At 67.2% G+C, this 22,261-nt stretch carries 21 protein-coding genes; 15 read left to right on the forward strand and 6 right to left on the reverse strand.

The genetic code is table 11. The features are described 5' to 3' along the window. Positions 1-16 precede the first annotated feature (16 nt). The 5 genes from ON30_RS02960 to ON30_RS02980 all read left to right on the forward strand — a co-directional run bounded on the left by ON30_RS02960 (position 17) and on the right by ON30_RS02980 (position 4,902). Complete coding sequence (locus tag ON30_RS02960; RefSeq protein ID WP_157183589.1) at positions 17-1,696, forward strand: hypothetical protein; 1,680 nt, start codon at positions 17-19, stop codon at positions 1,694-1,696. Continuing rightward, positions 1,693-3,141, forward strand: coding sequence for a hypothetical protein (locus tag ON30_RS02965; RefSeq protein ID WP_040703992.1), 1,449 nt, complete (start codon positions 1,693-1,695; stop codon positions 3,139-3,141). The genes ON30_RS02960 and ON30_RS02965 overlap by 4 nt, the downstream gene beginning before the upstream one ends. Further along, on the forward strand, positions 3,138-3,590 hold the full coding sequence (locus ON30_RS02970) for a hypothetical protein (RefSeq protein WP_040703994.1): 453 nt from the start codon (positions 3,138-3,140) through the stop codon (positions 3,588-3,590). Before ON30_RS02965 ends, ON30_RS02970 begins: the two co-directional genes overlap by 4 nt. After that, entirely contained in the window at positions 3,587-4,381 is a 795-nt protein-coding gene (locus tag ON30_RS35865; RefSeq protein ID WP_051028874.1) for a DUF2637 domain-containing protein, read from the forward strand. The genes ON30_RS02970 and ON30_RS35865 overlap by 4 nt, the downstream gene beginning before the upstream one ends. 71 nt (positions 4,382-4,452) lie before the next feature. After that, complete coding sequence (locus tag ON30_RS02980) at positions 4,453-4,902, forward strand: hypothetical protein (protein WP_040703996.1); 450 nt, start codon at positions 4,453-4,455, stop codon at positions 4,900-4,902. A gap of 855 nt (positions 4,903-5,757) precedes the next feature. Here ON30_RS02980 and ON30_RS42165 read toward each other — a convergent pair. Continuing rightward, complete coding sequence (locus ON30_RS42165; RefSeq protein ID WP_083911101.1) at positions 5,758-6,204, reverse strand: DUF4231 domain-containing protein; 447 nt, start codon at positions 6,202-6,204, stop codon at positions 5,758-5,760. 85 nt (positions 6,205-6,289) lie between these two features. Then, a complete protein-coding gene (locus tag ON30_RS37090) occupies positions 6,290-7,438 on the reverse strand; it encodes a TIR domain-containing protein (RefSeq protein ID WP_157183590.1) in 1,149 nt (382 codons plus the stop codon). Between the two features lie 722 nt (positions 7,439-8,160). On the opposite strand from ON30_RS37090, the gene ON30_RS42170 reads away from it, so the two are divergent. From ON30_RS42170 to ON30_RS02990, 3 genes are all read left to right on the forward strand, one after another. Further along, complete coding sequence (locus tag ON30_RS42170) at positions 8,161-9,174, forward strand: nuclease-related domain-containing protein (protein WP_373282482.1); 1,014 nt, start codon at positions 8,161-8,163, stop codon at positions 9,172-9,174. Between the two features lie 154 nt (positions 9,175-9,328). Then, positions 9,329-9,601 (forward strand): hypothetical protein, encoded by a 273-nt coding sequence (locus tag ON30_RS02985; protein ID WP_040703997.1) that lies wholly within the window; start codon positions 9,329-9,331, stop codon positions 9,599-9,601. Then, positions 9,598-9,975 carry a hypothetical protein gene (locus tag ON30_RS02990; protein WP_040703998.1) on the forward strand — a complete coding sequence of 126 codons (378 nt, stop codon included), beginning with the start codon at positions 9,598-9,600 and terminating at the stop codon, positions 9,973-9,975. Before ON30_RS02985 ends, ON30_RS02990 begins: the two co-directional genes overlap by 4 nt. Before the next feature lie 699 nt (positions 9,976-10,674). Here ON30_RS02990 and ON30_RS02995 read toward each other — a convergent pair. Together ON30_RS02995 and ON30_RS03000 are read right to left on the reverse strand one after the other, a co-directional pair. Continuing rightward, a complete protein-coding gene (locus ON30_RS02995; protein ID WP_040703999.1) occupies positions 10,675-11,100 on the reverse strand; it encodes an HIT family protein in 426 nt (141 codons plus the stop codon). A 37-nt stretch (positions 11,101-11,137) separates the two neighbouring features. Next, positions 11,138-11,515, reverse strand: coding sequence for a PH domain-containing protein (locus tag ON30_RS03000; protein ID WP_040704000.1), 378 nt, complete (start codon positions 11,513-11,515; stop codon positions 11,138-11,140). 214 nt (positions 11,516-11,729) lie between these two features. Between ON30_RS03000 and purD the strand changes: the two genes are divergently transcribed. After that, positions 11,730-12,998: a phosphoribosylamine--glycine ligase gene (gene purD, locus ON30_RS03005; RefSeq protein ID WP_040704002.1), complete on the forward strand. Its 1,269-nt coding sequence runs from the start codon at positions 11,730-11,732 to the stop codon at positions 12,996-12,998. Positions 12,999-13,011: 13 nt separating this feature from the next. Here purD and ON30_RS03010 read toward each other — a convergent pair whose 3' ends face one another. After that, entirely contained in the window at positions 13,012-13,971 is a 960-nt protein-coding gene (locus tag ON30_RS03010) for a M23 family metallopeptidase (RefSeq protein ID WP_040704004.1), read from the reverse strand. Positions 13,972-14,058: 87 nt separating this feature from the next. Between ON30_RS03010 and ON30_RS03015 the strand changes: the two genes are divergently transcribed. From ON30_RS03015 to ON30_RS03035, 5 genes are all read left to right on the forward strand, one after another. Further along, complete coding sequence (locus tag ON30_RS03015; RefSeq protein ID WP_218006229.1) at positions 14,059-15,228, forward strand: pyridoxal phosphate-dependent aminotransferase; 1,170 nt, start codon at positions 14,059-14,061, stop codon at positions 15,226-15,228. Positions 15,229-15,358: 130 nt separating this feature from the next. After that, a complete protein-coding gene (locus ON30_RS03020) occupies positions 15,359-15,988 on the forward strand; it encodes a TetR/AcrR family transcriptional regulator (RefSeq protein ID WP_040704006.1) in 630 nt (209 codons plus the stop codon). 7 nt (positions 15,989-15,995) lie between these two features. Next, positions 15,996-17,417 carry an adenylosuccinate lyase gene (gene purB, locus ON30_RS03025; protein ID WP_040704007.1) on the forward strand — a complete coding sequence of 474 codons (1,422 nt, stop codon included), beginning with the start codon at positions 15,996-15,998 and terminating at the stop codon, positions 17,415-17,417. A 50-nt stretch (positions 17,418-17,467) separates the two neighbouring features. Beyond that, positions 17,468-17,896, forward strand: a complete 429-nt coding sequence (locus ON30_RS03030; RefSeq protein WP_040704008.1) for an HIT family protein — start codon at positions 17,468-17,470, stop codon at positions 17,894-17,896. Positions 17,897-18,007: 111 nt separating this feature from the next. Beyond that, on the forward strand, positions 18,008-18,964 hold the full coding sequence (locus tag ON30_RS03035) for an alpha/beta hydrolase (protein WP_040704009.1): 957 nt from the start codon (positions 18,008-18,010) through the stop codon (positions 18,962-18,964). 1 nt (position 18,965) lies between these two features. Here ON30_RS03035 and ON30_RS03040 read toward each other — a convergent pair whose 3' ends face one another. Further along, positions 18,966-20,012 carry a DUF2330 domain-containing protein gene (locus ON30_RS03040; protein ID WP_040704011.1) on the reverse strand — a complete coding sequence of 349 codons (1,047 nt, stop codon included), beginning with the start codon at positions 20,010-20,012 and terminating at the stop codon, positions 18,966-18,968. Positions 20,013-20,082: 70 nt separating this feature from the next. On the opposite strand from ON30_RS03040, the gene ON30_RS03045 reads away from it, so the two are divergent. Next, positions 20,083-22,233 (forward strand): S9 family peptidase, encoded by a 2,151-nt coding sequence (locus ON30_RS03045; protein WP_040704120.1) that lies wholly within the window; start codon positions 20,083-20,085, stop codon positions 22,231-22,233. Positions 22,234-22,261 lie beyond the last annotated feature (28 nt).

Consider the following 22,261-nt stretch of genomic DNA (forward strand, 5'->3'; position numbering starts at 1 on the left):
AGAAGGAGAAGTGAACATGTCCGAACGCAGTGTTGAAGATGAGATAACCGCCACCGTAAGACAATTCGGTTCGGCGATGCGCGTGGCGATGCAGCAGCACGCCACCGCGACGAACTGGCTGGAACGCCGCCGTGCCCGAAAGCAGATCAGCCGTATTCTGCGGGATCAGCGGCGCGAGGAGCAACAGGCACGTACCGCCGAACTCGGTGGGGCGAATCAGGCGGTGGAGCGCTACCGCGTGCATTCGCTGACGGTCCAGCGGCGGGCCAACGACCCGAACGTGGACCACGTTCGCCGTGCCCGCGACACGGCCGCGCTGCGCGAGCACCGCGACGCACTGGCCGGTCAGGTACTCGGCGCCGGACGGCTCACACCGGTCGAACGTGGCATAGCCCTGGACGGCTTGGACGCGGCGACCGCGTTCCCCGAGTTCCGCAACGGCGACCTGTTCGTCCGCGCGGGACGGGTGAAAGGTGTTGAGGCGCTCCGCTACCGGGCGCGCGTCGCTCGGGAGTCGACGGTCATCGCCGAGCGGAACCAGGGCCAACGGGAGCAGCACGGGGTGACCGGGCATTCCGATGAGCGCCGGCGGCTGCCGGAGGAGCCGTGGCTGCGTTTGCAGATCGAGCCCGGAGATGTCGATCTGTCCGAGCCGTACTACACGGCCGCGGTCAACTACGAGCAGTCCGAGAGCGTGATCACCCGCCAGCGGCCCCATCGCGACCAGATCAGCGCGGCGACGTGGATGCGCGAAGAACTGGATCAGGCCGAGCCCGCGCCGGGGACCGAGGTGTCGGCGTTCGTGAGCCGCACCGCCGACGGCCGCGAGGAGCCGGTGTTCGAGCGCTTCGGTCGAGCCGGTGAGGTCCGCGCGGCGGTGAGCCAGTGGCACGCCGCCGAGTTGGACCAGCGCCGAAACCTCGAATCGGCTGATCTGGTCGGACTCAATCAGGCGCTGTCGCGGGATCTCGAGGAGAGCGACCGAGCCGTGGTGCGGGTGGCTGATGAGCGGAATGCGTTGCAGGGTCGACTGAATTTGTCGATCGAGCACAACAACTCGCTGACCGAGCAACACGCAGACCTGACCCAGCGACTGACCGCGACGACGGCGCAGAGGGATCAGCAGGCCGCGCTCCTGCGCGACGCGGTGGCCGAACGGGACCGGCTGCGCGGCGAACGGGACGAGGCGGTGCAGCGACTCGCGCAGCGGACTCCGCCCGCTCAGCGCTACGGCAGCCCCGAGCGCCAGGCCGAGGCCGCCAGGGGTTCGAACGCGCCACTACGAACCCGCGAACCCGCCCGCGAGCAGCAGGAGTCGGCCACCGGCCCCACTGCGGCGGGGGAGGTCGAGTCCGAGGACCGGGCCGCCGTGGTGCGGGAGATCACCACCGCCTACACCGACCAGCGATCGGCGGCGGTGCGACAGTTCCGCGGCCAGTTCGACAACGGCACCGACACCGACCAGGCGCGCGACGCCTTCATGCAGTGGTGGATCAACGGCGGTGGTCAGGACCAGTACCACGCCGAGCAGCGCCAGCGCCTCGCGACCGAGAAGGCCGCCGTCCTGGCCGCACACCAGCAGCAGGGACGGTCCGCGCTGGCCGACCACCAGCCCGGCCGGACGCTGGCCGACGCCGTGGCCCGCAACGGCGCCGACCGTGAACACGCGGACGAGCGGGAGGGACACGAACTGTGAGCACCGACGACCTGGACGAGCAGATCACCGACCACTACCGCGCACGCGTCACCGACCCGGTCGAAGTGGCCTGGCGCACCGACTACACCCGCGCGGACAACCTGCGGTCCTGGGCCGAAGCCACCGAGGACCCCCGCAACGCCGCACAGATGCGCGCTGACGCGGACGCGGTCCACGCCCGCTGGAGCGCCGACCCGAAGGTCGGCCCGTACTGGGCCGAACTCATCGAACGGCACGCCGAGATGCCACCCTGGGAAATCGATCTCGGCGACGAGATCCCCGCAGCAGCGGACCCGGTGTCCTGGCGCAACGAATTCCACGCCGCAGAACTGTCCGGTGCCGCACGCTGGCCGGCCGGGATTCAGCGCATGGACCAAGGCGCGACCGCGATGTTCATGGACGAACTGATCGGGCAGAAGAACCGGCTCGAACTCGGCCGCGGCCTCGCCGACCCACAGCGTCGCACAGACGATCTGACCGAGATCGAGGCCGCCCTCGACAGCTACTACGCGCGTCGCGGTGTGGAGCCGAACGAGGCGGCGTGGCGCACCGACTACGTCCGCGCGTGGCTGGCATGGGATCGCGCCGAGGGCACCGACTACCGCGACGACCCCGCCGCCGCGGCGTACCGGGCCGAAGCCGCCGGAATCCGGGCGCGCTGGAGCGGCGATCCGGAAATCGCCGAGCGGTGGGCCGAACTCGACCACGCCAGCGGCGAAACCTGCATGGGCCTGGCCCCGACCATGCCGGGCGTTGCACCGCCCGGCATGGACCCGGTGACCTGGCGAACCCGACAGCAAGCCGCCGACCTGCACGGCGATCACCGATGGCCCGACACCACCCCGACCGCTGTCTCCCAACACACGGAACACGAAGGAGCCGAACCGATGACCGACAATACCCAGCCCAACGCCCACGGCGTCGAGTCCGAAGCCGAGATCCGGATGCGGCACGACTTCATGGAAGCCGCCACCATCAGCGACCGCATCGCCCGCGATCCGGAGTCCTACGACCCCGCCGACGAGGTCGACCTGAACGACTACACCGGCCCGTGGATGGACGGCACGGACCGGTGGACACGTGAATGGCGGTACCTGTCCGACGCCACGGACCGGTGGCGCACCGACCCCACTACGGCCGAGGCGACAGCGACCGCCCGCGAGGACGCCCTGTCCCCGATCGAGCACCGCAGCGAGGCACAGGCCCGCCACATCGCCGAGCGCGGCTTCCCGCGCGACAAGCACGGCTTCTCGACCTCGCCCTACGTGACCCGGGCGTGGGAGACCGACGGCAACCAGTTCTCCCTCTCGACCAAGCCGGTGACCGAACTCGACGGCTACCGCGACGACCCGACGCCCGCGACGAGCCACGCCCTGCCGCGCAGCGCGGGCAACGCGCTGGCGACGGCCCTGGCGAACAACGAGCGGCAAGGACTCGAGCGGTGAGCGCGCCGGCCAACGAGGCGACGATGCCCACCGGCGCCGGATACGACGCCGTGGTCGATCGACTGTTCGAGCCGCTGCGCCGTGCCTGCCTCAGCCCCCGCGTCGCCACCCTTGCACCGGCACAGGACAACCCGCGACCCGCGGTGGCCTCCCCGCCGGCGATCCAGCCCGGCATGACCGCCGCGGAGCTGGAGACCCGACTGCGCGACGCGCAGAACCGCATCGCCGAACTGGAGACCCGACTGATCGCAACCGAGCACTCGTGGGCGGCCGCCGAACGCCAGATCACCGAACTCGAAGCCCGTAACCAGGAACTTGCCACCGACGTGGACAACGCCCTGGATCAGTTGTCCGGCCACGCCCTGCACGCCGAGCAGGAACGCCTCGTGCACCAGCAGGCGTGGAGTCCGTGGTCGGCATCGATGACACGAGAAGGACACGACCGATGAACTCGACAACCACCGTCCACCCCGTCAACCGGGCGTCCACCAGCGGTATGGACCTGGCGGAGCTGACCGCGCTGGCGATGACGATCGTGATCGGACTAGGCGCGTTCGCCTGGTCGTTCGCCGCCCTGACCGACCTGTCGGTGATGGCCGGAATCACGCCCCGTCTAGCGTGGGCCGGACCGATCTTCGTGGACGGCGCGATCGTGCAATCCGCCGTCGCGCTGGTCTCGCTCCAGCGCCGTCACCGCCAAGGCGTCGCGGTCCCGGTCGGAACGAAGGCGTTCTTCTGGGGCGAGCTGTTCTCCGCCGAACTCATCTCCGTCATCGGAAACGGCCTGCACGCTGCGGAATCCGGGCAACGCATCCTCCCCGCCACGATCGCCGCGTGCGTCGCCGGCGCGGCGCCGCTGTTCGGGTTGGCCGCGACCCACGGCCTCACCGCGCTGATCGAAGTCCCACGCAACCCGGAACCGGCGACGCCTGCCCCGGCGGGACCGCTCTACGCGCACGCGGACCGGTTGGACGCCCCCTCGACAGGACTGGACAACGACCGGACAGCACTGGACAGCGACTCGACAGTGACCGTCGAGGCGGTGGACGCCCAGGACAGCGACCCGATCACCGAACGCGACGCAGAGATCCGGCGCCGCGCCGCCGCCGGCGAATCCACCCGCCGCATCGGGGCCGCGGTCGGACTCTCACACTCCCGCGTCGCCCAGATCCTCGCCGCAGCACCCGAACCCGACGAAGGCGACGACGACGAAGGCGAGGTGCTGGCACTGATTCGCTGACCGATCACTGAACCAGCAAAGGGCGGGAAACCCCGCCCCTTCCAGCACCACCGACTCGCAAGGAGCACACCATGACCAACGCACTGACCGACCTGGACCAGATCAACGCCGAGCTGATGAGCCAGAACACCCGCAACCCGTTCGGCCGCGACATCGAACCCGGCACCGCGGTATCCGGCGAGATCGTCGCCGTCATCCGCCGACACCGCCACAACAGCAAGGGACAGCCGCTGTTCTGGGTCAACCGGAAACCGATCGTCGCCGCAGCCGGCGACCCCGTCATCGACTCCGCCGTGATCCTGGAAACCGACGCCCGCGACGACGACCAGGACGAAGGACTGCGCACCGTCACCCTCGACCGCGACGTCCAGCGCGCCATCAGCGCCGGAATCCGCCGCGCCCGCGCCGCCGGCATCGCCATCGGCGGCCGCCTGGACGGACTGCTCTACGTCGGCCCGGCCGAAGGCGGCGGCTACGGCCGCACCTACGACCTCGGCGCCTACATCCCGCCCGCCGCGTAACAGCACCACCGAGCGATGCCCCGGCCGACACTTCGGCCGGGGCATCGTCGTGTCTACGCCGGTTCGACCTCTCCCTCTATCCCCGACTGTTCCCCGGCCCCTTCCTCCGAAGGCTTCCCGAGTCCGGATCAGTGGTTGCTCAAGGGTGGCCGCAGGCCATCGGCGTAGCCGACGCGCAGCGCCCTTTAACAACCGCAGGGCCGGACTCACGCTGTCCGGCCGAGGAAGGGCCGTCCGCAGGACCACGACGCCGGTCGCGGTAGAACGGGATGCCGAACTGCTTCCTTCGGTATTCCTCCAGCCTTCCTTCCCTGGTCTCGGGGGAGCCCAGGAAAGGAAGCCTGCACCCACCACCCGACCCAGCCTGTGAGCTGGGCAAAGAGCGGGGATTTCTGCTCACTCCCCCTCCCCCTCCCGTCCGACATCTCATACCCACTTCGTGTGCACGAGATGTCGGACGGGAGGGGGAGGGGGAGCAATCAGAAATCCAAAGAGATGGGTATGTCGGGTTGGGTGGTGGGTGAGTGAAAGAGAAATCGGTTGCGTGTGGGTGATATCGGAAAGTTTGCGACGTGGTGCGTTGGCATTCGGGTAGGTGGTGGCGCGGTGTGCGGATACGGGAGGTTACTGGACGCGGCTTATATTCGCGCAGCTGGCGGAACCTGGCCGAGGGCCGCGCCAGTCGCTACCAAAATGGACGCGGCCCTCGTCGCAATCTGGAGCAGTCAGTCGAACAGCGGTAACATCATGTAGACACTCGACATAAATCGAACCTCGCATGGGTGCGCGCGAATAGCATCCTGAATGCGAGTTCAGACGTAAGTGAGCGCGAGGTTCGATGTTCTCCGGAAGTAGTTAATTGTAGTCGTTAGGGCCGCTGGCCTCATTCCTTGAGTCCTGGTCCGTTCGGGCTCGGCGGGCACCGGCGATCTCAAGCCACGCTCCCATCTCGCTCTGTTCGATCGCTGTCACCGCAGCTACCAGCTTTTCGTCTCGGGTAGTTGGATCGGAATACGGGGCTGCGCCGACTGCATACGCGCGTCGCGCAGCCTGTACTAGCTCTCGAGCTTGACTGAAGCGAAGATAGTTTTCGTTCCAATGAAATATCGATCGTATCCCAGTAAGAACTACGATCGTCGCTCCCAATATGGCTGGAACAACTGTGTTTCCATCAAGTACAATAGGTGATAGTGGAATCAACGCCGCTGCCGTGAGTTGTGCAACCTCAACAAATCGGTATCGCAGTCTAGAGTTTATGGCCGCGCGCTGGTACCAGTTGTGTGATTCTTCGGCCACCGACATGGCGTATGTGGAAATCCTGCCGAGATCTACGGAGGTATTTTCACTTCCGGCAGGTGGGTCGAATGCTCTGCTGTGTTCGATATTATCAGCCACTTACAAAATCCTCGGAATCGAACTCTGCTGTAACGCTTCGAAGCTTGTCCACCCACTGTTGCATTATGGTGGCGGTATCCAGAATTGTAAGTATAGACGTTCTGATACGCCGAGAGGGCTCGCGCATGTCGCGGCTCATCTTTCCGGCCAATCTCAGCGTATTTTCAAATTCTTCATCAATTTTTACATTTTCTCGGATGGAGGTAATGATCTCCTCAATGTCGTCAGCCATCTCCAACGCCTTTTCTCGGTCGCCAGCAGTGCTAACCATGGCTATTTGCGAGGCGGCATCGATGGCGTCGCTGATTACGGCCGCCCTGGCCCCGAAGTTTCCGGCGCTGTCGAGCAAACGTTGTGTCGGCCCGTCAAGCGCTTTTGATACCCGTTTCAGATGGATAATTCGTACAGCGTTGGATGCATTGGGGGGTGTGCGGTATTCGTCCGACTGGAATGTATTCCCAATCTCCAACATTGCATTCCTGAAGTCCTCGGCGGCGGCTCCCCAACCCTCCAACGCCACTTCAGCATCTGCAATTTGCTCAAGCCAGCCCAGCTCATCCTCGGCGACTTGTTCGACGTTCTTAGTTGGATTTGCATCCTCTATAACAGGAGTGAGGACTGGCGTGCTTTCAGGCTGGTCAGCGATTGACAGCGCCACTTTCTTCAATCGCGTGGCAAGGCGATTGACGCCACGTCGGTACGCACTTGAATTTTCATCCTCAAGTCGCAATTCGGTCCAGTCTTCATGCTGGAGTCCGCTCAAAATTCGGATTATTTCGTCATCCGACATCGGATCAAGGGTTACTTCTGTGTATATAATTGGGAGTATCAATTCGTGAAGATTTGAGGACTTGGATTTGGACCAAAACTTAAGGAATTCCTCTCGGCAAGCCTGGCTTTGCAGATAGGAGGGGGTGATAATTGGTATAAAGAACGTGGTTCCATGAATGGAAGTGTCGATCTTTTCGTTCCAAGCGTCTCCCCATTCTATCTTCTTCCGATCCAGGAAGATCTCGAGTTCGCTTCCGGTTTGCATCCTGAATTCAGAGATAACTCGCTCGGATATTCGGGTGATATGGCCGTTTGAGTCTGAATCGTCATTTCGGACGTAGCTCCAGAACCCCGATGGTTTGATGATCATGTCGATCATGATGCCTTGGCGTGGAGTCGCCGCCGATGTTAGGCAACGCTTACTCGTGCTGCTTGGGTTAAGTTTATACCGAGCGGTTGCTTTTTGAGGTTACTACTCCCGGGTAGAAAGGAAGTGTCCTGGAAGCAACTAGATCTGTAGTTGAAAGAACTATTCACTTCGGCTAGGTCTCTCGGGTTTGCATATCGGCGCGGCCATCGGGCCGCGGTTCCTGGTGTGGGTCGCCTGCATTGTGTCCGCGCGTCCCTCACGCCTCAAGGGCGCTGCGCGTCGGCTGCGCCGATGGCCTACGGCCACCCTTGACCCGCGAGCCTCTACGCGCAGCGGCGCAGGCTTTGCGGGCAGGCCGGGGACCTGCCCGATGGGCGCAAGCGCCCCACACCAGGAACGAGAACCCGCCCGTCGTCACGGTCGCCGGATGGAATCTGCTGTCGTCGTTCAGGAGCGCCTTCGATGGGCGCTCAACGGCGATAGCAACCTCTCAGCGGCGAATCCAGCTAGGTAGCGGCTGCGATTTCATCGGCGACTCAGTGCGATAGTCCACTCCACCAACGTCTTTCGTTGTTCCCGCACTGTCGGTGGTTGGCGATACCGTTTGTGTATCACGACAGACAGGGGAGGAACCGATGCTGGTCATCAACAGGGCCGCGACAATCGAACCCAGTGAGCGTCGGGTGGCCGAGTGGATGGCGGGATGGACCGGTCAGTACGCGATGCCGGGCATCGCGGTGTCGAGCTACTGGCTTGACGGAACGAAGCCAGGCGAGCCCAGTCAAGAATGCGATTTCGTCCTGATCACGCCGCAGCTCACCGCCGCGGTGGAGGTCAAAGGGACGCATCCGGACATCACGTTCGGCACGATCACCGCTCACGAGAACGGGCCGTGGCGGCACGATGTTTTGCCGGTCGACCCGGTCCGCACGCGCGAGAAGGACGACAACCCTTTCCGACAGGTGCGCGGCTGCGCCTACCGACTCAAACACTTGATCGCGAGCAACGGGATGTTGAGCCGCCCTTGGGTATCTGGAGTCGTAATCGTGGTTCCTCCAATGCGATCCGAGGTCAGCCGCAGAGTTGCCTCGAAGCCACAGGGATGCACGGCGGTCATAGGCAATCGCGGGATCCGCGAGTGGCTCCACAGCCAATCCGGAAGAAGGCCGATATGGACGGCCGAGAAGGCTCACGCGCTGCTGACCGCTATGAATCTGGGCGAGGCGTCGAGCATTCCCGACCTAGTATCTGAAGGGTTTCGGAGCGATTCCACAACATCGCCGTCAACGTCGTCCGGTCGTCCTGTTGCGCGGCCGGTTCGGACATCAACCGTCCCGCCACCCGTTCGGACATCAACCGCGACCGTCTCTCCCGAGGTTCCGTCCCGGCGTCGGACCGTTGCCGCGCCCGAACCGCAGCCAGCGGGCTGGGCTTCCGGGGCCGACACTCTCCCCAGCACGCCGCGTCCGGCGAGGCGTACACGCGCGATAGCACCACGGAGCGGCGTGCAGGCCGCGGCCGCGCTGGCTCTAATCGCGGCTATCGGCTGCGGAGTGTGGATCATGAGCAGGGCGGGAGACTCTGAACCGCGTAGAACTGGCGATCAGCAGGTCATTCTCCCGTCTACCGAGCAGATGGTGCCCGCACCTCCGCCGGCCCCTCTGTCCGAGTCTGTTCCTGGCCCACCAGCTCCCGCGCCGGAGTCGGGTTGTTTTCCGTTCCAGGCGAACTGCTGAATCTGAGTCGTCGGCGGAAGGTTTTCGGTAATCCAAGATCAAACTATCTCCGGATAAGGTTCCCGTCCTTCATCGTCGCAAAATTTAACGCCGCTATCTAATGAGACGCGGGTTTCGGGGACTCTAGAAGGTGCGATAAAGGTAGGATCGGCGTATGAGCACTAGGAAAGTCAGTCTCACACTCCCCGAGGAACTGGTAGTTCGCGCCGAGAACGCGGTGCGGTCCGGTGCGGCCCGCTCGGTGAGCGCCTACATCGCTGCCGCGGCCGGTTCGGGCGAGACGCGCACGACCGTCGCTGATGTACTCGCTCGGTGGGGTGCGGATCACGGCCAGGGCAGCGCAGAGGAGAGGGAGGCCGCGGAGCACCGCGCCCGTGCGCTATTCGATCGCGCCGACCGACGCCAGCAGGCCAACGGCGCCGCGTGAGGCCCACCGCTGCGGGAACCATCCTGGATGCCTCCGCGCTCATAGCCCTGCCTCGCAGCATCTACGCGCGAACCCTGGTTGAACTCAGTGTGCGTGAACGGCGGCCGTTGGTCATCCCGGCGGCCAGTCTGTATGCCGCCACCATCGGTGGAGCGGACCCGGCAGATTTCGACGCCGACGCGTTCACCGTTACCCCGGTCAGTCAGGCCATCGTGCCGGGAATGGCGATGGTCGCCCGGACCGCCGTCGCGGCGATTGGAACAGACCTCTGCCAGGTGGCGTGGGAAGCGCAAGTGACCGGCTACCCGGTGCTCACCGGCGACCCTGACCTGTACGCCGCACTCGGTGTCCCGATCGACCTCGAGACTCTGTAGTGCGATTCGCCGTGTATCGACTGAAGGTTTGAAGACCAATAGATTAATGGTCGCTGACATGCAGGTTATTTGCAGGTGTGCACAACGCCTAGAGTGTTTGCTCTCATAACCTACGGCTGGCGTCCGCGATGGACGGGTCACGCGCAAGCGTGGACCGCTTGACGGAACGAGCGGGAGTGGCTTCGGCGGTTGTGCCGTCCATGACTTGTCAGGCGGCGCGATCGGACTGAGGTCTGCATCTACCAGGGGATTCGAACAGCACTAAACTAAAGCTACAGCGCTTCGCCTCAGCCTGTGCTTACCGTCACCTGCACAGTGCGCAGGTTGTTTGACCTTGTAAGCGAAAGGTCGTCAGTTCAATCCTGACAGGGGGCTCTTCTTTCCAGCACGCCTCGGTGACGGCGACCCGACCGTGCTCGTAGGGCGACAGTCCGCCAAATGATCCTCACGGGGTTCTGGGGCCCCTATTGTTTGCCCTCTCACCGAGCGATCTGCGCGTGCGGTAGTCGTAGTGCATGTCTCGTAGTCGGCGCGTATTTCGGTACGCGTCGGTCAAGACCTGCCTTCGTCCCCCCGCCTTCGCAAGCATCGCGCCATCGTAGTGCGCGGCGCGGGTTACTCCGAAGTCATTGCGGTGGAGGCGGCTTCGGCGATCGGAGGGCGGATTCAGGGCGCGAGGCGCGCCCTGAACGTGAGTCCTCAGGCGGGGACGTGGGCGGAGTGGCCGAGGTCGCGGAGGGCTTGTTTGATGCGGGATTGGGCGTCGTCGAGGGATTCGGGGGAGGGGGTGGGGTCGGCGCCGGAGATGTCGAAGTTGCCGAGGGTGAAGGCCGGGAAGACGTGCAGGTGCAGGTGGGGGACTTCGAGGCCGGCGATCAGGAGGCCGGCGCGGGGGGCGTCCCAGGCGGCGCGGACGGCTTGGCCGATCTTCTGGGCGACGCCGGTGAGGCGGGCGAAGACCTGGCCGTCGACGTCCTGCCACTGGTCGATCTCCGCGCGCGGCACGACGAGGGTGTGGCCGGGCGTGACGGGGGCGATGGTCAGGAATCCGACGAATTCGTCGTCCTCCCAGACGAATCGGCCGGGGATGTCGCCTGCGATGATCGCGCTGAACACAGATGCCATGACCGCAGGCTACAACGCCGCGCCCGGCGGACGCGGGCTACACGGCCACGTAGTGGGACAGGATGCCCTGCACTTCGTAGATGTCGACCTGGCGGTTGAACCGCTTCTGGATGGGCACGTCGGTGCCCGCGAGCCAGATCATCAGTTCGGCGTCGAGGTCGAAGGTGCCCGCGGTCTCGACGGCGAAGTGCGTGATCGCCCGGTAGGGGATGCTGTGGTAGCTGACCTTGCGGCCGGAGATGCCCTGTTTGTCGACGAGGACGAGTCTGCGGTTGGTGAACAGCATCGCGTCGCGAACCAGCAGGTAGGCGGCGTAGATCTGCTCGCCGTTGCCGAGCAGTCGCGCGTATTCCTGTTGGGCCTGCGCCGGGTCGATCCGGCCCGCGTTGCCCATAAGTCCGTCGATCAGACCCATTCTGCACATCCTTCGCCCACTGCGGAAACGGTCGGTCCGGGCGGATCGGGTCCGCCCACGTTCCATCATCCCTTGTCCCGGACGCTGACGGGCGCGTCGCGGCAACGCATTTCGCCCGAGCCCCGCGCGAGTTCGCCGGAATGTCGGTCGCTCGTCATTCGCTGGTAACGGGCTCGGGCTCGCGGGCCCCGGGCCTGCACCTAAGCTTTACGCCGTGCGCGTACTCGTCATCGGCTCCGGAGCCCGTGAACATGCCCTCGTCCTCGCCCTGCGCAAGGATCCCTCGGTCACCGCGGTGTACGCGGCGCCGGGGAACGCCGGGATCGCCCAGCACGCGCAGGTCCGCGCGGTGGACCCGTCCTCGGGGGCGGCGGTGACGGCGTTGGCGCGCGAACTCGACGCCGACCTGGTGGTGATCGGTCCCGAGGTGCCGCTGGTGCTGGGGGTGGCCGACGCGGTCCGCGCGGCGGGGATCTCCTGTTTCGGTCCGTCGGCGGCGGCGGCCAGGATCGAGGGGTCCAAGGCGTTCGCCAAGGATGTGATGACCGCGGCGGGTGTGCGCACGGCGCACAGCGAGGTCGTGGACAACCCGGCCGACCTGGATGCCGCGCTGGACCGTTTCGGCCCGACCTGGGTGGTCAAGGACGACGGTCTGGCCGCGGGCAAGGGCGTGGTGGTGACGGCGGACCGGCTCGCGGCCCGCGATCACGGCGCGGAACTGCTGGAACAGGGCCATCCGGTGCTGTTGGAGTCGTTCCTGGACGGCCCGGAGGTGTCGCTGTTCTGCCTGGTCGACGGCGAGACGGTGGTGCCGCTGCTGCCCGCGCAGGATCACAAGCGGGTCGGTGACGGCGACACCGGCCCGAACACGGGCGGTATGGGCGCGTACACGCCGCTGCCGTGGCTGCCCGCCGAGACGGCGCGGGCGATCGTCGAAGACGTGGTGCGTCCGGTGGCGGCGGAGTTGGTGCGGCGCGGCAGCGCGTTCTCGGGTCTGCTGTACGCGGGGTTGGCGATCGGGCAGGACGGGCCGGCGGTGATCGAATTCAATTGCCGTTTCGGCGATCCGGAGACCCAGGCGGTGCTGGCGCTGCTGGAGAGTCCGCTGGGCGAGCTGCTGGCGGCCACCGCGAACGGCACACTCGATCAGGTCGAGGCGCCGCGGTGGCGCGACGGCGCGGCGGTCACGGTGGTCGTGGCGGCCGAGAACTATCCGGGTCGCCCGCGGGTGGGTGACGTGATCAGCGGCGCGGAGGACAGCGGCAAGTCCGACACCGCCGCGGTGCTGCACGCGGGGACGCAACTGCGCGACGGCCAGTTGGTGTCGGCGGGCGGTCGGGTGCTCAGCGTGGTCGGCGTGGGCGCCGATCTGGCCGAGGCCCGCGCGAACGCCTACGCCCGGATCGCGGGCATCAAGCTGACGGGCAGCCATTTCCGCACCGATATCGGGCTGGCCGCGGTGGAGTCGCGCATCAGCGTCTAGGGCGGGGCTCGGCTCAGCCCAGCCCGAGTCCGCGCTGGGCGAGCCAGGCGGCGGGGTCGACGTGTTGTCCGTTCTGGATGACCTCGAAGTGCAGGTGCGGGCCGGTGGAGTCGCCTCGGTTGCCCATGCGGGCGATCTGCATGCCCGCGGGCACGCGTTCGCCGACGGAGACGAAGAAGTCGTACATGTGCCCGTAGACGCTGATCGAGCCGTCGTCGTGGCGGATGCGCACCCACAGGCCGAAGCCCTGGGCGGGGCCGGCGTCGATGACGGTGCCCGCGGCGACGGCGTAGATCGGGGTGCCGATGGGGCCCGCGATGTCGATGCCGTTGTGGAATGTGCCCCAGCGGGAGCCGAATCCGGAGGTGAACATCCCGATCGCGGGCAGGACGAAGCCGCCGAGGCCGGGCGCGATGGACCCGGGCGGCAGGGGTGCGGCCCCGGTGGACATCCACGGTTGCCGTTCGCCGGCGACTGCGGCGGCGGCTTCGGCCCTGGCGCGTTCCAGGGTGGCGCGCGCGGCGGCGGCCACGACGGCTTGTTCGCGGACGCGTTCGCCGTTGGCGATGGCGTTGAGGTAGCGGCGCACCGACGGCGGGGTGGAGGTCAGTTCCTGCGGGTAGGCGAAGGCGACGCGCTGGGCCTGCCAGGGTTCGAGGGTGCGGTGGGTGACGCCTGCGGCGCCCGCGGAGTCGGCGGCGGCGAACACGGCAACGGCGAGCAGGCCCGCGAGGAGTACGCGGTGTTCGCGCAGCAGGGTGCGGTAGTCGCGGTCGCGGTGGCGCTGCCAGACTTCGCGCGGGTCGGGGCGGGGGCGTTCACGCAGGTCGCGGACGAGTCGCCGCAGGTGGGCGGGGTCGGCCCAGTCGGGGCGGGCTCGGGTGGCCGTGGAGTCGGCACGCCAGTTCAATGGAATGACGCCGATGCCGCCCACTCCACGGATGCGTTCCAGTCGGCGCGCCTTCTCGAGCATTATCCGAACCCTAGTGGCGGGGCGGTGTCGGGTAAACGTCCTCGGGCGTGCTCCGGGTGTCGCGGGCGACCGGCTACCGTCATGCGGGTGTCTGGAGAATCTCGCCGGTCGACCATTCCACCTTTCTACGTGATGGATGTGTGGAAGGCCGCCGCGCAACGCGCCCGCACCCACGGTGACGTGCTGGTTCTGGCCGCCGGACAGCCCTCGACGCCCGCGCCCGCGCCGGTGCTGCGGGCGACCAGGGCCGCGATCGACGCCGAATTGCTCGGCTACACCGAGACCTTCGGCATCCTGCCGTTGCGCGAGGCGATCGCGGCGCACCACACCGACACCTACGGCTATCCGGTCGATCCGGACGAGGTGGTGGTGACGACCGGTTCCTCGGGCGCGTTCACGCTGATCTTCCTGGCCGCTTTCGATCCGGGCGACACCGTGGTGGTGGCACGGCCGGGCTATCCGGCCTACCGCAACACGCTGACGGCGCTGGGCTGTCGGGTGGTGGAGTTGGACTGCGGCGAGCGGACCCGGTTCCAGCCGACGGTGGCGATGCTGGAAGCGTTGCCGGAGCCGCCCGCGGGCTTGGTGGTGGCGAGTCCGGCGAATCCGACGGGGACGATGATCGCGCCCGCGGAGTTGGCGGCGGTGGTGCGCTGGTGCGAGGTGAACGGCACGCTGTTGATCTCCGACGAGATCTATCACGGCATCACCTACGAGAGCGCCGATTCCGACAGTCGTACCTCCTCGGCGTGGGAGTCCTCGCGGGCGGGTGTGGTGATCGGGTCGGTGTCGAAGTACTTCTCGATGACGGGGTGGCGGTTGGGGTGGATGTTGGCCCCGGAGTCGTTGCGTCCGGCGCTGCAACGGCTGGCCTCGAATATGACGGTGTGTCCGCCCGCGATTTCGCAGTACGCCGCGTTGCACGCGTTCGGCCCGGAGGCGAAAAACGAACTGGACGGACATGTTCGGCGTTATGCCGCTAATCGACGGTTACTGCTGGAGGGGTTGCCGGAACTCGGCATCACCGAACTCGCGCCCGCCGACGGCGCGTTCTACGCCTACGCCCACATCGGCCACCTGACCGACGATTCCCGGGACTGGTGCGCGCGCGTCCTGGAACACACCGGCGTGGCGCTCGCGCCGGGTATCGATTTCGACACGGTTGCCGGTGATCGCACCGTACGCTTCTCATTTGCCGGGGCCACCGCGGACATCGAGGAGGCGCTGGTCCGGCTGGGTCGCTACCTGAATGCTTGAACGCCAACCGGGCCAACAAGTTTGCGCACTCGGTCCCACGGATCGCCCGGATGGGGTAGAAAAACCCTTGGCTGGGTTTCCACTCTCGATTTCGCACGGATGAACTGATGACGACTGGCACGATGGCACGGTGATAACCGCGACGACCCCGAAAGGCGAACGGCGTCGCCAGGCTCTGGTAGCGGCCGCCGCCGAGTTGTTACTCGAAGGCGGATTCGATGCGGTACGGCATCGTTCGGTCGCCACGCGAGCGGATTTGCCACTCGCCTCGACCACCTACTATTTCGAATCCCTGGAAGACCTGATCGCCCGCGCGGTCGAGTTCAGCGGCAACGCCGAACTCGAGGCGATGCGCCGCCGGGTGGGTGAGGTCAGCCACCGCCGCCGAGGCGCCGAGGCGACCGTCGACCTCGTCCTGGACCTGTTGATCGGACCGGACGAAGGCACGCGCGGTCAGTTGATCGCGCGCTACGAACGGTCGGTGGCCTCGGCGCGCCATCCCGAACTACGCGAGGTGCAGCTACGCCTGCGCGCCCAACTCGACGACCTGCTCGCCGACGTCCTGCGCCGCTCCGACCGCTCGGTGCGCCAGGAACAGTTGCGCAGGTTGGTCGCGGTGGTCGACGGCGCGGTGGTCGCGGCGCTGAGCGAGATCGAACCCGAACCGCGGCGGATGGCGCGCGGCGCGCTGCTCGAGGTGATCGATATCGTCGCTCCGGCGACGCCCCAGCAAGTCGACAGGTTCCGCACACTAGACTGACGGACTCGTGAGCCTCGTCCCGAATGTCCTCGCCACCCGGTACGCCAGTCCCGAGCTCGTGCGCCTGTGGTCCCCCGAACACAAGATCGTGCTCGAACGGCGGCTGTGGCTCGAGGTGCTGCGGGCGCAGTCCGAACTCGGCGTCGACATCCCCGACGGGGTGGTCGCCGACTACGAGCGGGTGGTCGAGCAGGTCGATCTGGCCTCGATCGCCGAGCGCGAGCGCGTCACCCGCCACGATGTGAAGGCGCGCATCGAGGAGTTCAACGCCCTCGCCGGGCACGAGCACGTGCACAAGGGCATGACCAGCCGCGATCTGACCGAGAACGTCGAGCAGTTGCAGATCCGGCTGTCCCTCGAGCACGTGCACGCGCACGGCGTCGCGATCGCGGCGCGACTGGCCGAGCGGGCCGCCGAGTACGGGTCGCTGGTCATGGCGGGCCGCTCGCACAATGTCGCCGCGCAGGCCACGACGTTGGGCAAGCGTTTTGCCTCGGCCGCCGACGAACTGCTGATCGCGCTGCGCCGGGTGCGCGAACTGATCGACCGCTACCCGCTGCGCGGCATCAAGGGCCCGATGGGCACCGCGCAGGACATGCTCGACCTGCTCGACGGCGACCCTGAGAAGTTGGCGCGCCTGGAGCGCCAGGTGGCGGGCCATCTCGGCTTCGCGACCGTGCTGACCAGCGTCGGTCAGGTGTATCCGCGCTCGCTGGATCACGATGTGCTCTCGGCGCTGGTGCAGGTGGGCGCGGGTCCGTCCTCGTTCGCGCACACCATCCGGCTGATGGCGGGCCACGAGTTGGTCACCGAGGGCTTCCAGCCGGGCCAGGTGGGCAGTTCGGCGATGCCGCACAAGATGAACACCCGGTCCTGCGAGCGGGTCAACGGACTCCAGGTGGTGTTGCGCGGCTACGGTTCGATGGCGGCCGAACTGGCGGGCGCGCAGTGGAACGAGGGCGACGTGTTCTGCTCGGTGGTGCGCCGGGTCGCGTTGCCGGACGCCTTCTTCGCCCTGGACGGCATGTTCGAGACCTTCCTGACCGTGCTCGCCGAATTCGGCGCGTATCCGGCGGTGATCGCCCGCGAACTGGACCGCTACCTGCCGTTCCTGGCGACCACTCGGATGCTGATCGCGGCGGTGCGCGCGGGGGTGGGCCGCGAGACCGCCCACGAGGTCATCAAAGAGCACGCGGTGGCGGTCGCGCTGGCGATGCGCGAGCAGGGCCGTGAACCGGATCTGCTGGACCGACTGGCCGCCGACGAGCGCTTCCCGCTGGACCGCGCGGCCCTGGACGTCGCGCTGGCCGACAAGTCGGCGTTCATCGGCGCGGCGCAGGCCCAGGTGGCCGACGTGGTCGCCGCCGTCGAGGCGCTGGTGAAGCAGTTCCCGGAGGCGGCCCGCTACAGCCCGTCCCCGATCCTCTGAGCCGTCGCGGACCGTCGTCCGGGCGCGGCGGTCCGGGTTAGGGTGCCGGGGTGAATCCGTACACGATCTTCGCCGACATCGTCGCAGGCCGCGCGCCCGCGTCCAAGGTCTACGAGGACGACGACGTCATCGCGTTCATGGACATCCGTCCGATGACGCCGGGGCATCTGCTGGTGATCCCGAAGGTGGCGGCCCGCGATCTGTCCCAGCTCGATCCCGAGGTCGGCGGCAAGCTGTTCAAGGTGGGCCAAGTGCTGGCGGGGGCGTTGCGCGACAGCGAGGTCGACTGCGACGGGGTGAACTTCTTCCTCGCCGACGGTGTGATGGCCGGGCAGGAGGTCTTCCACGTCCACCTGCATGTCATCCCGCGCACGCCGGGGGACGGGTTCGGTCTGCGGGGTCGTCCGACGAGTCCCGCGCGCGCCGATCTGGACTATCTGGCGGGGTCGATCCGTGGCGCGCTCGACCGCCGTGGCTGACAAGTAGCTATGAGTTAGCTGTAGATCCGCTGGGATCGGGAAAACCTCCCGGCGGTGCGGCCGTGTGGGTTACCGTCGAAGGCATTGCTCGGCAGTGGTGGAGGTGGGGCCATGCGGCGACGGACGATTGCTGGATTAGTGCTGGCGCTCGCGCTGGCGGTCGCCCCGATGGCGGGTCGACCAGCCGAGTCCGCCGCGGCCGACATCATCCGCGTCGATGACCTGAGCCCGACCCGTTCGACGCTGTGGGTGCGGTCCCCGGCCATGGGCCGCGCGATGCAGGTCGACGTCCTGCACTCGCCGGGCGGCGGCGCGCGCCCGTCCTACTACCTGCTCGACGGACTCGATCCCGGTGTCGGACAGAGCACCTGGACCAACGCCACCGACGCCGAGGGCTTCTTCCGCGGCAAGAACCTCAACGTCGTGCTGCCGGTCGGCGGCCAAGCCGGTTACTACACCGACTGGCAGCGCGACGACCCCCGCTTCGGGCGCTACCGCTGGGAGACCTTCCTGACCGTCGAACTGCCGCCGATCATCGACGCCGCCTTCGACGGCAACGGCGTCAACGGCATCGGCGGACTGTCCATGGGCGGCAACGCGGCCTTCGTCCTGGCCGCCCGTAATCCGGGGCTGTACCGGGCGGTGGCCGGGTATTCCGCCTGCCCGGACAGCGGCCTGGCGGCGGGTGCGGTGATGTTCTCCATCGCCAATCGCGGCGGCAACCCGCTGAACATGTGGGGGCCGCCGGGCAGCCCGGACTGGGCGGCCCACGATCCGGCGCTGATGGCGGATCGGTTGCGCGGCAAAGCGATCTACCTGTCCACCGGCACCGGCTTCCCCGGCCCGCACGAGTTGGAACTCAAACCCCAACTGGCCGAGAACATCTTCCTCGGCGGACCGGTGGAGGCCGGGGTGAACATCTGCACGGTGAGCTTCGAGCGTCGACTGCGCGCGGCGGGCGTGCCCGCGCGAATCGACTACAGCCCCACCGGAACCCATTCCTGGTCCTATTGGCGCGACAGCCTGCACCGGTCGTGGCCGACCATCGGCCCCGCCCTGGGGGCCTGAGTCAGGACCCGCGGCGCACCACCCGCACCAGCGCGAGCACCACCACCGCCGCGGCCAGTCCGGCGGCGCCCAGAATCACCGTGCCCGCGGGATATCCGAACAATTCGACGTGGTCGACCACGGTGATCCTGGCGCGGTGGGACTCGTCCGACGGTGCGGCGGTGAAGGTGAAATCGCTGGTGATCGCGGAAGGTTCGACGATGCCGACCTCGAGTTCGGTGAGGTAGTCGCGGCCGTCGGCGCTCAACTCGCGTAACTGCGGGTCGGCGGTGTCACCGATACGGCCCGCGAATTCGACGCCGGTGTACTGCTTTCCGGCGTCCGTGTCCGAGCGCTGCATCCGGTGGTCGCTGAGCAGGTAGAGCCGCACCGTCTGCGGGGTGGTCGCGGCGGCCGACATGCGCATCGGGTAGACGAAGCGGTCGCTGTCGAAGCCGATCCGGATCGGGTCGAGCGCGCCGCGCAGGGTGTCGGCGCCGGTCAGCCGGATGGCGACGAAGGACCAGTTCTCCCGCAGGTACGGGTCCAGGGTGGCGATGATCTCCGGTTTCATCTGGTAGCCGTTGGCGTTCAACCACTCGCGCAGGCCGTCGAGCGTGCCGCCCGCCAGCGTGGTCGCCTCGATCGGGCCGAGTTGGACCCGTTCGAGCACCGTGGGTCCGCCGCCGGGCGGCGCGGCGGCCGAGGTGGCGCCGTCGTAGCCGTCGCCGCTGAACCAGCGGTGTTCGGTGACGATCTCGGGCGCGGTCAGCCGGGACAGCTCGGTGAACGTCGCCGCGGAACCGGCCTCCACTTTGGCGGGCGCGGGGGTGGGCACGATGAGCGCGGCGTGGTCGGTCCCCGATTCCAGGCCCAGTCGCATCACGACGGTCTCGCGGCGGCCGTCCCAGCCCGCCAGGGCGACCTCGTCGTTGACGGTGGCCGAATTCCCCGGACTGACCACCCCGCCGCAGGCGCACGCGGAAGCGGGGGCGATCGCGCCGGAGCCGAGGGCGCACAGGGTCAGCGCGGCGGTTGCGGCAAGACGAGCGACGTGGGCAAGGCGCATCAGCCGAGCCTACTGAGGTCCGCGGGCCGAGATCCGGGTGGCGGCGGCCCGGAACAGTAGGGTGGTGCGCATGTCTGTCGAGAGTGGGGTGTCGGCACCCGTCGCCGAGCGGGTGCCGACCGAGCGGGTCCATCACGGCGATGTGTTCGTCGACGAGTACGAATGGCTGCGGGACAAGGAGAATCCCGAGGTCATCGCCTACCTCGAGGCGGAGAACGCCTACACCGAGGCCCGGACCGCCCATCTCGACGGCCTGCGGGGCCGGATCTTCGAGGAGATCCGCTCGCGCACCCAGGAGACCGATCTGTCGGTGCCGACCCGGATGGGTGAGTTCTGGTACTACTCGCGCAGCTTCGAGGGCAAACAGTACGGCGTGCACTGCCGCTGCCCGATCGACGCCGCCGCCGAGGGCATCGACGCCTGGACCCCGCCGGGGTTGGAAGCGGGCACCGAGGTGCCGGGCGAGCAGGTGCTGCTGGACAGCAACGTGCTCGCCGAGGGCACCGATTTCTTCGCCCTCGGCGCGTTCTCGATCAGTCACGACGGCACGCTGCTGGCCTACTCGGTGGACACCGTCGGCGACGAGCGCTACACGCTGCGGATCAAGGATCTGCGCACCGGGGAACTGCTCGGTGACGAGATCGCGGGCACCGCGCCCGGCGCGACGTGGTCGCTGGACGGCACGCACGTCTTCTATCAGACCGTCGACGAGTCGTGGCGGCCCGACACCGTGTGGCGGCACCGCTTGGGCACCGGCACCGACGCCGACGTGAAGGTCTTCCACGAGCCCGACGAGCGGTACTGGGTCAGCATCGGGGCCACGCGCTCGGAGAAGTACCTGATGATCTGGGTCGGTTCCAAGATCACCACCGAGGGCTGGGTGCTGGCCTCCGACGATCCGGAGGGCGAATTCCGGGTGCTGCTGCCGCGCCGCGAGGGCGTGGAGTACTCGGCCGAACACGCGGTGATCGGCGGCGAGGACAGGTTCCTGATCCTGCACAACGACGTGGTCGACGGGGTGAAGGCGGAGAACTTCGTGCTGGCCGAGGCCCCGGTCGCCGATCCGTCCGCGATGACGCTGCTCATCGGCCACCGCGACGACGTGCGCCTCGAGGACGTCGACCCGTTCGCCGATCACCTGGTGCTGAGCTACCGCCGCGAGGCCCTGACCCGGGTCGCGGTCTGGCCGCTGACCGCCGAGGGCTACGGCGAACTGCGCGAACTCGAATTCGACCTGGAACTGTTCGCGGTGGGCTCGGGCGCGAACCCGGAATGGGATCAGCCGACCCTGCGCATCGGGCTGACCTCGTTCATCACTCCGATGCAGGTCTTCGACTACGTGCCCGCCACCGGCGCGCTGCTGCTGCGCAAGGAACAGCCGGTCCTGGGTGGCTACGACGCGGACGACTACGAACAGCACCGCGACTGGGCCACGGCCGAGGACGGCACGCGCATCCCGATCTCGCTGGTGTGGAAGAAGGACGTCGAGGCCGCCGCGGGCCCGAAACCGTTGCTGCTCTACGGGTACGGCTCCTACGAGGCCAGCATGGACCCGTCGTTCTCGGTGTCGCGGATCTCGCTGCTCGATCGCGGCATGGTCTTCGCGGTGGCGCACGTGCGCGGCGGCGGTGAGATGGGCAGGCTCTGGTACGAACACGGCAAGACCCTCACCAAGAAGAACACCTTCACCGATTTCGTTTCCTGCGCAAGGCATCTCGTGGACACCGGGCGCACCGCGCCGGACCGCCTCGTCGCCGACGGCGGCAGCGCGGGCGGACTGCTGATGGGCGCGGTCGCCAACCTCGCCCCGGAACTGTTCGCGGGCATCCTGGCCAACGTGCCGTTCGTCGACCCGCTGACCTCGATCCTGGACCCGTCGCTCCCCCTGACCGTCATCGAATGGGACGAGTGGGGTAATCCGTTGGCGGACAAGGACGTCTACGAGTACATGAAGTCCTACGCTCCCTACGAGAACGTCGAGGCCAAGGACTATCCGGCGATCCTGGCGATCACCAGCCTCAACGACACCCGCGTGCTCTACGTCGAACCGGCCAAGTGGGTCGCCAAACTGCGCGCCACCAAGACCGGCGACTCGCCGCTGCTGCTCAAGACGGAGATGAGCGCGGGCCACGGCGGTGTCAGCGGACGCTACGAGAAGTGGAAGGAAGTGGCGTTCGAGTACGCGTGGGTGCTGGACACCCTCGGCCTGGCGGGCGACTGACGCCGATCACCCGTGGCGGGGTGTTCGT

It is taken from the genome of Nocardia takedensis NBRC 100417, from assembly GCF_000308695.1.
GTDB classification, from domain to species: Bacteria; Actinomycetota; Actinomycetes; order Mycobacteriales; family Mycobacteriaceae; genus Nocardia; species Nocardia takedensis.

Bases quoted from the DNA above. Each gene is read 5' to 3' on its own strand.
- ON30_RS03010 (WP_040704004.1), bottom strand. From the start codon at position 13,971: ATGCTCGAGAAGGCGCGCCGACTGGAACGCATCCGTGGAGTGGGCGGC.
- ON30_RS03045 (WP_040704120.1), top strand. From the start codon at position 20,083: ATGTCTGTCGAGAGTGGGGTGTCGGCACCCGTCGCCGAGCGGGTGCCG.
- ON30_RS03000 (WP_040704000.1), bottom strand. From the start codon at position 11,515: ATGGGTCTGATCGACGGACTTATGGGCAACGCGGGCCGGATCGACCCG.
- ON30_RS02995 (WP_040703999.1), bottom strand. From the start codon at position 11,100: ATGGCATCTGTGTTCAGCGCGATCATCGCAGGCGACATCCCCGGCCGA.
- ON30_RS03035 (WP_040704009.1), top strand. From the start codon at position 18,008: ATGCGGCGACGGACGATTGCTGGATTAGTGCTGGCGCTCGCGCTGGCG.
- ON30_RS02960 (WP_157183589.1), top strand. From the start codon at position 17: ATGTCCGAACGCAGTGTTGAAGATGAGATAACCGCCACCGTAAGACAA.
- ON30_RS03040 (WP_040704011.1), bottom strand. From the start codon at position 20,012: ATGCGCCTTGCCCACGTCGCTCGTCTTGCCGCAACCGCCGCGCTGACC.
- ON30_RS42165 (WP_083911101.1), bottom strand. From the start codon at position 6,204: ATGTCGGTGGCCGAAGAATCACACAACTGGTACCAGCGCGCGGCCATA.
- ON30_RS02985 (WP_040703997.1), top strand. From the start codon at position 9,329: ATGAGCACTAGGAAAGTCAGTCTCACACTCCCCGAGGAACTGGTAGTT.
- ON30_RS02980 (WP_040703996.1), top strand. From the start codon at position 4,453: ATGACCAACGCACTGACCGACCTGGACCAGATCAACGCCGAGCTGATG.
- ON30_RS35865 (WP_051028874.1), top strand. From the start codon at position 3,587: ATGAACTCGACAACCACCGTCCACCCCGTCAACCGGGCGTCCACCAGC.
- ON30_RS42170 (WP_373282482.1), top strand. From the start codon at position 8,161: ATGCCGGGCATCGCGGTGTCGAGCTACTGGCTTGACGGAACGAAGCCA.
- ON30_RS37090 (WP_157183590.1), bottom strand. From the start codon at position 7,438: ATGATCATCAAACCATCGGGGTTCTGGAGCTACGTCCGAAATGACGAT.